This window comes from Streptomyces sp. NPDC020731, assembly GCF_044334705.1.
Lineage (GTDB): Bacteria > Actinomycetota > Actinomycetes > Streptomycetales > Streptomycetaceae > Streptomyces.
In genome coordinates, this window is the sequence record NZ_JBIRTN010000017.1 from 64062 (window position 1) to 77770 (window position 13709).

At 73.0% G+C, this 13709-nt stretch carries 12 protein-coding genes; 4 read left to right on the forward strand and 8 right to left on the reverse strand.

Translation table 11 applies throughout. The features are described from left to right. Window positions 1–11 precede the first annotated feature (11 nt). Window positions 12–2873 carry a glycoside hydrolase family 2 TIM barrel-domain containing protein gene (locus ACH4VX_RS25190; RefSeq protein WP_398370273.1) on the forward strand — a complete coding sequence of 954 codons (2862 nt, stop codon included), beginning with the start codon at window positions 12–14 and terminating at the stop codon, window positions 2871–2873. Between the two features lie 6 nt (window positions 2874–2879). On the opposite strand, the gene ACH4VX_RS25195 is transcribed toward ACH4VX_RS25190, so the two are convergent. After that, window positions 2880–3404 carry a hypothetical protein gene (locus tag ACH4VX_RS25195; RefSeq protein ID WP_398370274.1) on the reverse strand — a complete coding sequence of 175 codons (525 nt, stop codon included), beginning with the start codon at window positions 3402–3404 and terminating at the stop codon, window positions 2880–2882. Continuing rightward, window positions 3386–5107 carry a PHP domain-containing protein gene (locus ACH4VX_RS25200; RefSeq protein WP_398370275.1) on the reverse strand — a complete coding sequence of 574 codons (1722 nt, stop codon included), beginning with the start codon at window positions 5105–5107 and terminating at the stop codon, window positions 3386–3388. The genes ACH4VX_RS25195 and ACH4VX_RS25200 overlap by 19 nt, the downstream gene beginning before the upstream one ends. 171 nt (window positions 5108–5278) lie before the next feature. Here ACH4VX_RS25200 and ACH4VX_RS25205 point away from each other — a divergent pair, with 171 nt between their 5' ends. The 3 genes from ACH4VX_RS25205 (at window position 5279) to ACH4VX_RS25215 (ending at window position 8123) form a co-directional block, all read left to right on the forward strand. After that, window positions 5279–5857 (forward strand): TetR/AcrR family transcriptional regulator, encoded by a 579-nt coding sequence (locus ACH4VX_RS25205; protein ID WP_398370466.1) that lies wholly within the window; start codon window positions 5279–5281, stop codon window positions 5855–5857. A gap of 128 nt (window positions 5858–5985) precedes the next feature. Next, the gene (locus ACH4VX_RS25210; protein ID WP_398370276.1) at window positions 5986–7380 is read left to right on the forward strand and encodes a hypothetical protein; all 1395 of its coding nucleotides are present in this window, start codon (window positions 5986–5988) and stop codon (window positions 7378–7380) included. Window positions 7381–7397: 17 nt separating this feature from the next. Beyond that, window positions 7398–8123, forward strand: coding sequence for a hypothetical protein (locus ACH4VX_RS25215; RefSeq protein ID WP_398370277.1), 726 nt, complete (start codon window positions 7398–7400; stop codon window positions 8121–8123). Here ACH4VX_RS25215 and ACH4VX_RS25220 read toward each other — a convergent pair. The 6 genes from ACH4VX_RS25220 to ACH4VX_RS25245 all read right to left on the reverse strand — a co-directional run bounded on the left by ACH4VX_RS25220 (window position 8110) and on the right by ACH4VX_RS25245 (window position 13540). Then, window positions 8110–8535 carry an NUDIX hydrolase gene (locus ACH4VX_RS25220; protein ID WP_398370278.1) on the reverse strand — a complete coding sequence of 142 codons (426 nt, stop codon included), beginning with the start codon at window positions 8533–8535 and terminating at the stop codon, window positions 8110–8112. The two genes, ACH4VX_RS25215 and ACH4VX_RS25220, sit on opposite strands and share 14 nt — an antisense overlap. A gap of 71 nt (window positions 8536–8606) precedes the next feature. Continuing rightward, window positions 8607–9395 carry an isocitrate lyase/phosphoenolpyruvate mutase family protein gene (locus ACH4VX_RS25225; protein WP_398370280.1) on the reverse strand — a complete coding sequence of 263 codons (789 nt, stop codon included), beginning with the start codon at window positions 9393–9395 and terminating at the stop codon, window positions 8607–8609. Further along, window positions 9392–9853: a hypothetical protein gene (locus ACH4VX_RS25230; protein ID WP_398370282.1), complete on the reverse strand. Its 462-nt coding sequence runs from the start codon at window positions 9851–9853 to the stop codon at window positions 9392–9394. Before ACH4VX_RS25230 ends, ACH4VX_RS25225 begins: the two co-directional genes overlap by 4 nt. A 129-nt stretch (window positions 9854–9982) precedes the next feature. Then, window positions 9983–11047, reverse strand: a complete 1065-nt coding sequence (locus ACH4VX_RS25235) for a rhamnogalacturonan acetylesterase (RefSeq protein ID WP_398370283.1) — start codon at window positions 11045–11047, stop codon at window positions 9983–9985. Next, entirely contained in the window at window positions 11044–12456 is a 1413-nt protein-coding gene (locus tag ACH4VX_RS25240) for an RICIN domain-containing protein (RefSeq protein WP_398370285.1), read from the reverse strand. The genes ACH4VX_RS25235 and ACH4VX_RS25240 overlap by 4 nt, the downstream gene beginning before the upstream one ends. A gap of 1 nt (window position 12457) precedes the next feature. After that, window positions 12458–13540 (reverse strand): family 43 glycosylhydrolase, encoded by a 1083-nt coding sequence (locus ACH4VX_RS25245; RefSeq protein WP_398370286.1) that lies wholly within the window; start codon window positions 13538–13540, stop codon window positions 12458–12460. Between the last annotated feature and the right edge of the window lie 169 nt (window positions 13541–13709).

The following is a 13709-nucleotide window of genomic DNA, read 5'->3' on the forward strand; positions in this document are numbered from 1 at the left end:
CTAGGAGACCCATGTCATTGCGCACCCCGGCGACCGGCTACGTCGAGGACGTCTCCCCCGGCCGCGGGACCCTGTCCCCGCGCGCCTGGTACGCGTCCTCCGACGCGGCCTCCCTGTCCCTGAACGGCGGTTGGCGCCTGCGGGTGTCCGCCACCGCCGACGCCGAGGACGACTCGTTCGCCGCGCCCGGGTACGACGCCGGGAGCTGGGCGGAGGTGACCGTGCCCGGCCACTGGGTGCTCCAGGGCCATGGCGCACCCGTCTACACCAACCACCTCTATCCCTTCCCCGTCGATCCGCCGCACGTCCCCACCGAGAACCCGACCGGCGACCATCTGCGCGTCTTCGACCTGCCCGGGGACTGGCCGGGCGAGGGCACGGCCGTGCTCCGCTTCGACGGGGTCGAGTCGTGCGCCCGGGTCTGGCTGAACGGTACGGACATCGGGGAGTTCAAGGGGTCACGGCTGCCGCACGAGTTCGCGGTCGGGCACCTGCTGAAGCCGTCCGGGAACGTCCTCGCGGTCCGGGTCCACCAGTGGTCGGCGGGGTCGTACCTGGAGGACCAGGACCAGTGGTGGCTGCCCGGCATCTTCCGTGACGTGACCCTGCTGCACCGCCCGGCCGGCGCCGCCGGCGACTTCTTCGTGCACGCCTCCTACGACCACGTCACCGGCGCGGGAACCCTGCGCGTCGACTCCGACGTCGAAGGACGCGTGGTCGTCGAGGAGCTGGGCATCGACGTGGCGGCCGGCGAGCCGGTGACGCTCCCGGTCGAGCCGTGGACGGCCGAGACGCCCCGGCTGTACGACGGGGTGCTGGTGACGGCGGGCGAACGCGTGCCGCTGCGCGTCGGCTTCCGTACGGTCGTCGTCGAGGACGGCCTGATCAAGGTGAACGGCACGCCGCTGCTGTTCAAGGGCGTCAACCGGCACGAGTGGCACCCGCGCGAGGGCCGCGCGCTGGACCTCGACACCATGCGCGAGGACGTGCTGCTGATGAAGCGGCACAACGTCAACGCGGTCCGCACCTCGCACTATCCGCCGCACCCGGCCTTCCTCGACCTGTGCGACGAGTACGGGCTGTGGGTGATCGACGAGTGCGACCTGGAGACCCACGGCTTCGTCGAACAGGACTGGCGGGACAACCCCGTCGACGACGACCGCTGGACGCCGGCCCTGCTGGACCGGGCCGCGCGCATGGTCGAGCGGGACAAGAACCATCCCTCGGTGGTGATGTGGTCCCTCGGCAACGAGGCCGGCACCGGACGCGGACTGACCGCGATGGCCGACTGGATCCACGACCGGGACCCGTCCCGCCCGGTGCACTACGAGGGCGACACCGGCTGCCGTGACACGGACGTGTACTCGCGGATGTACCCGCCGCACGAGGAGGTCGAGCGGATCGCGCGGGGTTTGGACGGCGGCACCCACCGCAGGCGCGAACTGCCCCTGATCCTCTGTGAGTACGCACACGCCATGGGCAACGGCCCCGGCGGGCTCACCGAGTACCAGGAGCTGTTCGAGCGGTACGACCGGCTCCAGGGCGGCTTCGTCTGGGAGTGGATCGACCATGGCGTCGAGCACCCGGAACTGGGCCATGCCTACGGCGGTGACTTCGGGGAGGAGCTGCACGACGCCAACTTCGTCTGCGACGGACTGCTCTTCCCGGACCGCACGCCGTCACCGGGGCTGATCGAGTACAAGAAGGTGATCGAGCCGGTCCGGATCGGGGCGGGCGACGCGGACGGCACCGTACGGGTGACCAACCGGTACGACTTCGCGGACCTGTCCCACCTGGAGTTCTCGTTCTCCTACCAGGTGAACGGCCGGCCGAAGGGGGCGCACCCGCTCGCCGTGCCGCCGCTCGCCCCCGGGGAGTCGGCGGAGGTCAAGCTGCCCGAGGCCCCGGACGGCAAGGGCGAGGAGGTGCAGTGGACGGTCGAGGCGCGGCTCGCCGAGGACACGCCCTGGGCCGGAAGGAACCACGAGGTGGCCTGGGCGCAGGGGACGGTGGCCCGCCGCGTCCCGTCACCCGTGGCGGCCGGCGTACGCCCCGCCGTCGACGGAGAGCGGATCACCCTGGGCCCGGCGGTCCTCGATGCCCGCACCGGCGCGCCGCGCACCCTTCTCGGTGTGCCGGTGCGCGATCTGCGCCTGGACGTGTGGCGGGCGACCACCGACAACGACGACGGGGCGTCCTGGCAGACGGACACCCGGTACGGGCCGCTCTGGCGCGAGCTGGGCCTGCACCGCATGCGGCACCGTGTCGAGGCCGTCGAGACGGACGGCGACGGCCTGACCGTACGGACCCGGGTGGCACCCGCCGGCCGGGAGGCGGGGCTGCGGACGGTGTACCGCTGGACGTCCGACGGCACGCACGTACGGCTGGCCGTCTCGGTGGTACCGGAGGGCGACTGGCGGGTGCCGCTGCCCCGGCTCGGTATCCGCTTCGGACTCGCGGGCACGCCCGAGGACGCCGTCGTCTGGTTCGGCGGCGGGAGCGAGTCGTATCCCGACACCCGGACCGCGTCCAAGGACCTGCAGTGGGGCGCGAGCGTCCAGGACCTCCAGACGCCCTACGTGCGCCCGCAGGAGAACGGCGCCCACGCCGACGTGCGGTGGGCGGAGATCGGCGGACTGCGGATCGACGGCGACCCGGAGTTCTGGCTCACGGCCCGCCCCTGGACCACCGAGCACCTGGACGCCGCCCGGCACCGCACCGACCTCGTCCCCGGGGACACGGTCTGGGTCCACCTGGACCACCGGCTGCACGGCATCGGCTCCCAGTCCTGCGGTCCGGGCCCGCTGCCCCGGTACTACCTGTGGCCCGAGCCCGCGGAGTTCTCCTTCGTCTTCTCCCAGCCGCGCGACTGACGGGGCTCAGTGGTCCGCGCAGCAGGGCGTGGGGTCCGGGACCTCGAACGGCACGAGCGTGCCGCCCAGGGCCCAGGTGGCGGCGAGGACGAGTTCGTCCCGCTGCCACTGCGGCCGTACGTGGTCACGGGTCACCATGCGGGTCCGGGGATCGGGTGGCTCGGGCGTGCCCAGGACCGTCACGCGGGCGATCGCGGAGCCGGCGAGCAGTTCCGCGACGGTCATCGTGCCGGTGAGGGCCGAGGCCCCCGGATAGAGCACCGCGCGTCCCACCGCGTCGGGCAGCCCCGGGGAGACGGCACCGTACCCCGCGAGCCGCTCCCGGAGGGTGTCCGGGAGCGGCCGCGCGGGCAGGGACAGGGACACGGCGATGCGCGGACGGTCGTCGCGCACGAGGTGGGTGCAGCCGAACGTGTCCTCGGGGAGGGCGAGTTCGGCTGTCATCCGGTGCAGCAGTCGGTCGGCGTCGAGCACGTCCCTGATGCCCGCGTCCACGGTGAGGGCGTACGGCGTCACGACGGCAGGACCCACACCGGGTTGGTGTAGAACCACAGGTCGCGCCACGGGTCGGCGTCGCCCACGACGTCGAGGGCGGGGCCGGCCGGGTCGACCTGGGCGCCCATCGCACCGACGGCGGACCGGTTGCCGTCGGTGCCGCGCAGCCGGACGTACACCGGGCGGTCGACGCGGCCGAGGTCGAAGGTGACGCGGACGGTGCCGGCCGACTTGTCGATCTCGTACGACCGGGCGACCCTGGCCGTGGGCGCGGTGAACGTGTCCTTGTCGGCGACCGGGCCGGTCACGTCGCCCTGGATGACGTCCACGCGGGCGAGCCCGGGGACGAACCCGGCCCAGTTGGCGCCGCCGGCGAGGGCGATGTCGGCGGTCAGCGTGACCTTGGTGCCCTTGCGCACGTGCAGGGCGCCGCCGAGGGTGGCCCAGCGGCTGCCGCCGGAGACCCGGACGTCGAGGCCGCTGACGAGCTGGCCGTGGTCGACCCAGATGCGGCCGGCGCGAATGCCGTCCATGACGGCGGCGTAGGAGAAGCCGTCGGAGCCGACGTGGGTGCGGCTGTACTGGCCGGGCCAGTAGTCGTTCTGGGTGATGTCGATCCGTCCGGCGTAGACCGGGTCGTCGTAGCGTCCGTTGGCGTTGAAGTCGCCGCCACCGCGGGCGCCGGTGTCGCCGTACACCTGGTGGGAGTCGGAGTTGGCGGTGATCCACCAGGGGCGGCCCTCGGCGAGGAGGCTGTCCCACAGGCCGCCGACGGTGGCGGTCATCCAGTCGAAGCCGCCCCAGGTGCGGTAGCTCTCCAGCGGGTAGCCGGCGAAGGAGTTGGCGCCCGGGCTGCCGTCGTAGATGCCGCGGGCCCCGCCCGGGCCGAGGGGCTTCGGCAGGCCGCCCGCCTGGTGGCCCGGCGCACCCTCGAAGCCGACGGCGATCTGCCGGTCCCCGCCGGTGGCGTCGCGCCAGGCACGGATCTCGTGCGGGGAGTCGATGCCCTTGCGCGCCGGGTGGTTGGCGAGCATCAGGGCGTCCTTGACCTTGCGCCGCCTGACCTGGTCGGCGAGGAAGTTGAGGCCGGCGACGGCGAGAGCCTCGTTGGCCGGGGTGGAGTCGCCGGCGCCCTTGACGCCTCCGTCGTAGTCGGTCTCGAACTGCTTGAGGACGGAGACCTCGCCCGGGCCGGGGTGGACGAAGACGGTGCCGTGCTCGGCGGCCGGGATGCTCCACTCCAGTCCCTGGAAGACGAGGGTGTCCTCGTAGGCGGCGCGGGCCTCCTTGATGTCCGGGTTGACCTTCTCGACGCCGATCCTGGCGTGGGTGACGCTGCCGTGGTCGGTGATGACCAGCCAGTCCATGCCGTGCCTGGCGCCCTGGCGGACCTGGTCGACGACGCGGTACTTGCCGTCGCTGCTGTACTGGGTGTGGATGTGGTGGTCACCGGCCAGCCACAGGAAGCCCTTGCTCCTGCCCTTGCCGCGGCCGCTGTCGCCCGCCGCGTGCGCGGGCGTGGCGGCGCCGGTGCCCGCGGGCAGCACGGTGCCGGCCGCGAGACCCGCGCCGAGCAGCCCGGCCCGGCGCAGCAGCGTGCGGCGGGACTTCTGCTCGGGGTTCAGCGCCTCGTCGGGCACGGAGGTGTCGAAGGCGGCGGGCAGCGGGGCCGTCGTCTCGTGCTGGTGGTCGTGTCCGTGAGGGTGGTGATGGTGCCCGTGTGCGTGCCCGTGACCCATGGAAGTGCCTCCTCGATGCCGCGGCGCGATCACGCCGCGTGTGGAGGATCGAGGCAGCGCATGAACGTCGGACGACTTACGGATGAGCGGCGCATGCCCCTCACGCGGCGGCTCGCGCACATCTGCTCGGTAGGCTGGGCGCTTCCCGTCGGGTTTGATTCGGAGGACTCCATTCCGCGCGCCGGACTCACCACCGACCGTCTCGTCGCGGCCGCCGCCGACCTCGCCGACGAGGCGGGCTACGAGAACGTCACCCTGTCCGCGCTGGCCCGTCGTTTCGGCGTGAGGGACGCGAGCCTGTACGCGCATGTGCGCGGCCTGCGGGATCTGCGCACCCGGATGGCCCTGCTGGCCGGCGGCGAGATGATCGACCGGATCGCGGCGGCGGTCGCCGGACGGACCGGCAAGGAGGCGCTGGCCGCCTTCGCGGGCGCCTACCGGGAGTACGCCCTGACCCACCCGGGCCGTTACGCGGCCACCCAGATCCCCCTGGACCAGGCCCTGGTCACCGACTCCCCCGCCCTGCGCCGCACCGCCGAGCTCACCTACGGCCTGCTCCGGGCGTACGGCCTGCGGGAACCCGATCTCACCGACGCCGTACGCCTGCTGCGCAGCACCTTCCACGGCTACTGCGCCCTGGAGTCCGCCGGCGCCTTCGGCGCCCCCCGGGACCTGCGGGCCTCCTGGGACAGGGCGGTCGAGGCCCTGCACATCACCCTGGTGAACTGGCCGCGGGAACAGCCGTGTTGACCGTCGGGCGCGCGTGGCGGGTGTGAGACGGCGAAAACAGCGGTACGGACGTTGAGTCGGAGACGATTTCCTAGGATGGGATCTTCGGGGAGAACCATGTGTCGCCACTCGGGGGGAGGGAGCGCGCCTTGTCCCGACAACGCCTGGGGCGCGGCCCCTTGAGACCCGTGCGCCCCGGCCCGCCGCCCGCCGGGCCGGACGGCGGGGCGCCCCGGCCCGTACGGTTCGTGGGCTGGCTCGGCGGACTGGGCTGCGCGGCCGCCGGGTACGGGGTGTTCCAGTTCCTGTTCCAGGTGCTGCCCGGCTCCCTGGGCGGGGAGGCGGCGAAGTACCTGATCTCCTCGGTGAGCGGGATCGGCACGGCGCTCGCCGCGTGGCTGGCGGCGGCGCTGGTGCGCGCCAGGACCGCCGGATCCGCCCCCGCGGCCACCCCGCCGGGGCCCGTCACCGGTCCCGCGCCCGGCCCGCTCCCCGATGTCCTCGCATCCGCGTACGACAACCTGGTCGCGCAGGTGTCGGTGGTCGACGACCCGGACCGGGGGCGGCTCACCGGCTGGTCGCACTCCCTGGGCGAGAGCGGTCCCACCCGCCCCACGTCCGTCGGCACGGCGTACGGGCTGCAGACCCTGCTCGACCTGGGCATGACCGACGGCCGGCTGGCGCCGGGCGAGCTGGTCGACACGCTGTGGCGGCTGCGGCTTCCGGGCGGTGGCTGGTCGGCCCGGTCGCAGGGGGCCGAGGCACGGCCCGAGGTGACCGCGCTGGTGCTGGGCGCGCTGGCCCGGGCGGGCGTGTCGCCCGAGCGTCTCGCCCAGGAGGTGGACCGCTGCACGACCGCGTTCACCCGCGAACTCGACCGCGCCGGACGGGAGTCGACACACGTGGTGACGACGGTGCTGCGCGGACTGCTGCGTGCCGCGCCCCGCGGTGACACCCTGCCGCCGCTGCGCGAGGCCCTCGTCGACGGGGCGATCAGCGACCCCGGCCGTGACCATCTGCGCTGCTGGGGCTACCGGCTGGACCCGCCGTACGGGCCGCCGTCCCCGCTGCACACCGCGCAGGCGGTGGTCGCCCTGGAACGTGCCGCACGTGTCCTGGGCGAGGGCGCGGGCGTGCGCGCCGCCCGTGAGGACGGCGTGCGCTGGCTGCTGTCCTGCCCCGACACGCCGCACCACGCCTGCCTGGACCTGGAGAACCTGCGCGAGGAGGTGCGCCGGCCCCGCCCGGACGATCCCGCGCGCCACGAGGTGCTGAACGTACGGCACTTCACCGCGACCTGGATCGCGCGGGCCCTGCTCTCCCGGGGCGCGCTGGAGGTCGCCCGGCAGGACGGCCTGGAGGAGACGTGGCGGGAGCTGGTGGACGGGGCCGCCGCCGCGGTGCGGTCGGGGCAGCGGGACGGCATCTGGTCCTGGGACCGGGGCGACAGCACCGGACTCCGGCACCCGATGTGGATGACGTACCAGGGCCTGTCGGCGCTGCGGGCGCACGCCCTGTGGACGTACCGGCCGGACGAGCGGTGAGGGAAGGGACGGAGCACATGGGGGGTCGGCGGGTTCCGGCGGCACGGCGGTTACTGGCCCGGACACTGGACGGTGAGCTGCCCGAGCGGGACCGGGTGGCCGCGGCGGGCGCGGTGGTCGCGGAACTGGGCGCCGACGACCGGCTGTCGGAGCTGGTCACCGAACTGGCCCACGGCGAGGGCGATCTCGAGGGCCGCGCCCGGCTGTCGTACCGGCATGTGCTCGGCTTCGACAAGCTGCTGCTGGTCGACGCGGGTCCGCGGCACATGCTGCGCGTCCATCTGTGGCACGCGGGCGCGGGCGGCACCGGCAAGGAGGACATCCACAACCACCGCTGCGCGCTGGCCTCGCACATCGTGCGGGGGCGGCTCTGCATGGAGTTGTACGAGGCGGGCGGCGCCGGCGGCATCGAGGCGACCCGGTACGAGGAGTCCCTGGCGGACGGATCGGCGAACTGGCTGCTGACCCCGGCGGGCCCGGCGCGGCTGCGGCTGTCCCACACCGGCCACTACGCGGCGGGGAGCACCTACGCCCTGCCCGCGCACACCCTGCACCGCGCCTGGTGCGACACACGGACGCCGACGGTGACGCTGTTCCTGGAGACGGGAGCCGGACGGCGGCGGCACACCGACGTGTTCACGGCGGCGGGCCCGCACCCGGGAGCGGTGCCCAAGCAGCCGCTGGACGTGCCGGGCTACCTGGCCGCGCTGAAGGGTCTTGCGGAGCTGCTCAGGAGTCCGTGAGGGCCTGGCGCACGACGTCGAGGTTGTAGGCGTCGATGTCGACGCCGGTCAGCTCGGACGGGTGCAGCCAGGCGTGGGCCTGGTCCGGCATGGGGAGCGTGATCCGGTCCGTCAGCGGACGGACCAGGAAGTTCTCCTGCCAGTTCTTGGTCTCCTGGCCCCGGTAGTCACTGACGAAGGACGACTCGCCCACCTTGCGCACGATCTCGCCGAGCAGGCCCGTCTCCTCCTTCAGCTCGCGCAGCGCGCCGTCGCGGGCGTCCTCGTCGGGTTCGAGCTTGCCGCACGGGACGCCCCACACCCGGGGCAGGAATTTCTCCGCCGCGCTGCGGCGCACCAGGAGCACCCGCCCCTCGTCGTCCGTCACGACCGCCGCGGCCAGCCGTTTCTCGCCGGGGATGTCCATGTCCATGGTTCCTCGGTCCCTCGCCGGAGATGAGTCCAAAGGGTCTGATACCCGCGAAAGCGTCCACCGTACCAGGGTTATCCGGAGGAAACCGTGTCGTCGCTCCCACCGCGGTCCCGCCGGCTCAGCGACCGGATCTCCTCGTACGACGGCGCCGTGCCCTCCGGTCGCCGGCCCGCTCGGATGCCGGCCGCCGCCTCCACCGCCGCGCCCAGGGCATGCCGGTACAGCAGCGAGCCGAGGCTGACGCGGCGGACGCCGAGGTCGGCGAGGTGGGGTACGGAGGGACCGGTGGGCGAGTAGAGGATGTTGAGGGGGACGCCGTCCAGGCCGCGCACCAGGGCGGCGATCTCCCGGGGGCCGGTGAGGCCGGGCACGAACACCCCGTGCGCGCCCGCCCGGAGATAGGCGTCGAGGCGGCGGGTGGTGTCCTCGCCGTCACCGAGCCAGTACGTGTCGGTGCGGGCGTTCACGAAGAGGCCGGGGACCGCCGCCCGCACGGCGGCGATCTTCGCGGCGTGCCGGTCGGCGGGCCCGAGCCCGTCCTCCAGGTTGATGCCGGCGGCGCCCAGCGCGTGCAGCTCACGGGCCAGTTCGGCCACGTCGTCGGGGTCGTCACCGAAGCCGCCCTCCGCGTCCACGGAGAGCAGGAACGGCTCCGGGCCGAGGGTGAGGGCGAGCCGCAGCGTCTCCTCGCGGGTGGCCGCGGCCCCGTCGGGCAGCCCGGCCGCCGCGGCGACGGCCAGGCTGGTGGTACCGACGGCCCGGAAGCCGCGGGCGGCGAGGGCGGAGGCCGAGGCGTGGTCCCAGGCGTTGGGCAGCAGCAGGGGTTCGTCCGCGTGGTGGAGGTCGGCGAAGGTGGTCATGACAGGTCTCCCACGGCATCGGCGTAGTAGACGGACTCGTGGAGATGGCGGGCGAGTTCGCGGAAGCTCCAGCCCTCGCCGGGCGAGTCGTCGAGCTGTTCGCCGGTGAGCGCTTCGAGGCGGACGGCCCAGATGCGGGCGAGCCGGGTGAGGCGGCTGCGGGCCTCGTCGAGGTCCTGCGGGGTGAAGGGGGCGAGGTCGGCCTCGGTGGTGATCAGGGAGGCGTGCCAGTGGTCGGGCTCCGGCTCCTCACCGGCGAGCCGGGCCTCCATCTCCGCGAGGTGGTCGACGAGGTGGTCGGCGACGCGGCGGATCGCCTTGTGCGGAGTGTGGACGCGGCCGTCGGCGTGCGCGGGTTCGCCGTTCCAGCGGGTCCAGGTGGCGGCCAGGGCGAGGACGTGGTCGACCATGCCGGTGACGGCCGCGGAAGGAGGGCCGGTCTGCGTGTTCTCGTTCATGCGGCAACGCTAGGAGCGGAACGCTTCGGTGCCGGCCGAACCGTCCGGGCGTGAGGGTGGGCCCGGGACTGTCCTGGCGCGGGGAGTTGGCCTGGGGCGCCCCGGTTCCGGTCGGAGCGCCCCAGGGGTTCATCCCACCCTGACTGTGCCCTCGGGCACCAGACGCAGGTTCAACAGTTCCTCGCGGACCAGGTCCGCGTACACGGTGGCGCCGTGCACGGAGGTGTGCGTGTTGTCCCGTTTCTCGTTGTAGAGGTACAGCGCCTTGGAGCCCTCCACGCCGAGGGACTCCACCAGTTCCCTGGTCCGCGCCGTGAGGTCGATCAGCGGGACGTCCCGGTCGGCGGCGACGGAGCGGACGACGGCCGGGTGGTCGACGCCGAGCCCGTTGACCAGCAGGGCCGTGTCGTTGTTCAGGGTGCCGTCGGTGTTGAACCAGCGCCGCACGATCGGGGTCACGAGGACCGGCTCGCCGCCCCGCTCCCGCACGCCCGCCACCAGGAACTCGAGGTTGGCCCGGTAGGTCGCCTCGTCGGTGGTCTTGTCGTTGTGGGCGAGCTGGATCAGGACGAGGTCACCGCGCCGGACCAGTGGCCGGACGGTGTCCCAGAGGAGCGGGTTCCCGAGATAGCTGACCGTACTCTCCCCGGAATCCGCGTAGTTGGCCACGGACAGCCCCTTGCGCAGGTACTGGGGCAGTTGCTGGCCCCAGCCGGAGTACGGGTCGCCGGGCTGGTCGCAGACCGTGGAGTCGCCGACCAGGAGGATCTGCCGGGCGTGCCGGGCCGGGGTGACCCGGAAGCCGGCGAGTGCGGGCGCGGTCCCGCCGACGGTGAGGTCGAGTCCGGGTGTGCCCTCGGCGCCGAGGGGCTCGCCCTCGGGCGTGCGGACGTTCACGGTGAAGCTCCGCACGGTCCGCTCCCCGGCCGGTGCCGCGGTCTCCGGGAGCAGGGCGCGCCGGGTCTCGCCGCCGATGGCGGTGCTGGACGCCCGGTCACCGCCGAGGGTGACCCGCACGTCGTAGGTGCCGGGCGGCAGGTCGAAGTGGCAGGCGGTGGCCGTGCAGTTCTCGATGCCGGGGGCGGGCGGACGCCCCTTGTGCTGCTGTGCCTGGGCCGGTACGGCCGACAGGCCGATGCCCAGCGCCACGGCCGTCGTCACGGCGGCCCGGCCGAGCGTGCGGCCCGGTCTCATGTCCCGCGCGTCCACTGTTGGTTGGTCCCTCCGTTGCAGGTGTATGTGATGAGCGCAGCCGAGTTGGCGGTGGAGCCGCCGTTCACGTCCAGGCACTCGCCGGTGGCGCGGGACGTGACGTTGACGTAGGAGCCCGTGGTGGTGAGGGACCACTGCTGGCCGGTCGCGGAGGCGTCGCAGTTCTCCTGCGAGACCGTGCTCGCGTTCTCCCGCACGCACAGGCTGCTGCCGCGGACCACCAGTTGGTAGTAGCCGCTGCCGACGGACTTGAACCAGTACCTCTGGTTGCCGCCGCCGTTGCAGTCGTACTGCTTGATCTGCGCCCCCGGCCACACCGACTGGCCGGTCACGTCCGCGCACCTGCCGCTGTGCCGCGCGATCAGCGTGTTGTACGTGGCAGCGGTGCCGCTGACCGTCCCGGCGGCCGTGTCGAGGGTGACCTCGGGCGACCAGGACATCGACATCGACGTGGACGACGGGAAGGCCAGCGGCAGCCACACGTACCGGGAGTCGTTGACGGTCCCGCCGAAGGAGTTGCCCCAGCGGTCGCCCAGGTACAGGTACGAGGTGCCGGAGCTGCCCTGTACCGGCAGGACGTACGCGGTCTGGGAACCGAAGGCGGTCGAGTCGCCGACATTGCGCATCGCCGACCAGGGGCCCGAAAGGCTGGTGGCGGTGGCGTACTGCTGCTGGTTGGGGCTCCAGCCGGTGGCGCCCGAGGTCAGCATGAAGTAGACGCCGCCCCGCTTGAACAGGGCCGGGGCCTCGCGGTGGCCGCCGGGCCAGGGGTTGGCGACCAGGCTCGCGACGCCGGTGTAGTCGGCGGTGAGCCGGTAGACGTGCAGGTCGTAGTTCTCGCGGGCGGCGGAGACCATGTAGCCGACGCCGTCGGTGTCCGTGAAGACGGTGATGTCGCGGGACATGTGCTGCCCCAGCGGCCGGAAGCTGCCGCGCCAGGTGTAGTCGCCGTCCACGGTGTCGGAGACGGCGACGGCGGCGCGGGCCTCGCTGTAGTCGCTGCCGTTCTCCTTGTGCATCCACATCACGAACTGGCCGGTGGGCGCGTTGTACATGACCTTGGGCCGCTCGATGTTGGCGGTGGCGAGCTCGGTGTGACTGGCCTCGGTGAGGACGTGGTTGCGGAACTCCCAGGTCTTCAGGTCGGTGGAGCGGTAGGCGTCCACGTAACGGAAGGTGTTGTCGGCGTTGCGGTGCTCGCCGAACCAGTAGTAGTACGCGCCGACCTTGAGGACGCCGCCGCCGTGGGCGTGTACGGGGCCGCCCGAACGGTCGGTGAACTGCGTGCCGTTGGCGATGGTCTGCGGGGCGGCCTGCGCGGGCCCGGCGGTGGCCAGGGCACCGGCGAGTGCGAGACAGAGGGCGAGCAGTACGGCGTGGGCACGTCTCATCTCAAGTCCCCTCCCCCGTCGCGCCGTCGGCCACGGGAACGCCGAAGTCGGGGGTGCCGTCCGTCTTCCAGCCGAGCTTCTGGATCCTGGTGTGCCGGTTGGGGTCGTGCAGCGGATCGCCGACGATCTCCTTGTACTGGCGGGCGTGGTAGACGAGGACGTCGGTACGGCCGTCCTCGGCGACGGTGAAGCAGTTGTGGCCGGGACCGTACTGCCCGGTCGTGTCGTTGCCGGTGAAGACGGGGACGGGTGACTTGGCCCAGCTCGCCGGGTCCATGAGGTCGCTGTCCTCGTCGGCGGTCAGCAGCCCCACGCAGTAGTTGTGGTCGGTGGCGCTGGCCGAGTACGTCATGAACAGCCGGCCGTTGCGGTGCAGCACGTAGGGGCCCTCGTTGACCGCGAAGCCGATGCGCTCCCAGTCGTACTCGGGTGTGGAGAGCCGTACTTGGGGTCCGGTCAGGGTCCAGGGGCCGGCCATCTCGGAGAGCCAGACGGCGGTGTTGTTGTCCGTGCCGGGTTCGTGCTGGGCCCAGGCGAGGTAGCGGGTGCCGCGGTGGGCGAAGGTGGTGGCGTCCAGGGAGAAGGTCTCCCACGCGGTTCTGATCCGCCCCTTCTCGGTCCAGGTGCCCTTGAAGGGGTCGGGGTGGGCGTTCTCCAGCACCCAGATGCGGATGGCCCACACGTCCTCGGCGGGCGCGGCGGCGAAGTAGACGTACCACTTGCCGGCGACCCGGTGCATCTCCGGCGCCCAGATGTGGGCGCCCATGTCCCCGGTGGGGTGCGCCCGCCAGATCACGGACTCGGCGGCACGGCCGAGCCCGCCCAGCGTGCGGGAGCGGCGCAGGACGATCCGGTCGTACTCGGGGGCGGTGGCGGTGAAGTAGTAGAAGCCGTCGGTGTGCCGGGTGATGTGCGGGTCGGCGCGGTGGGGGACGAGCGGGTTCACGTACGGGGCTGCCTTCGGGTGTGCGGCGGCGGCCACGGCGGGTGTCGCGACGGCGAGGGCGCCCGCGGCGAGGGCGCCCTTCAGCAGGAGTCTGCGGGCGGGGGGCGGGTCGGGCAGGTCGTCGGCGGCGCGGCTCATGCGGTCTGCCTCTCGTGGGGGAGGATGATGCCGTTCGCAGTGTCGAACAGCATCTGACATGACGAACGCCGACAAGGTAAGGGCGTGTCACGGAGAGGTCAACGGGTCCGGCGGGACGTACCGGCCGTCCGTCCCCGCCGGGGCACGCCGGCCACGACAGCACCGTGCG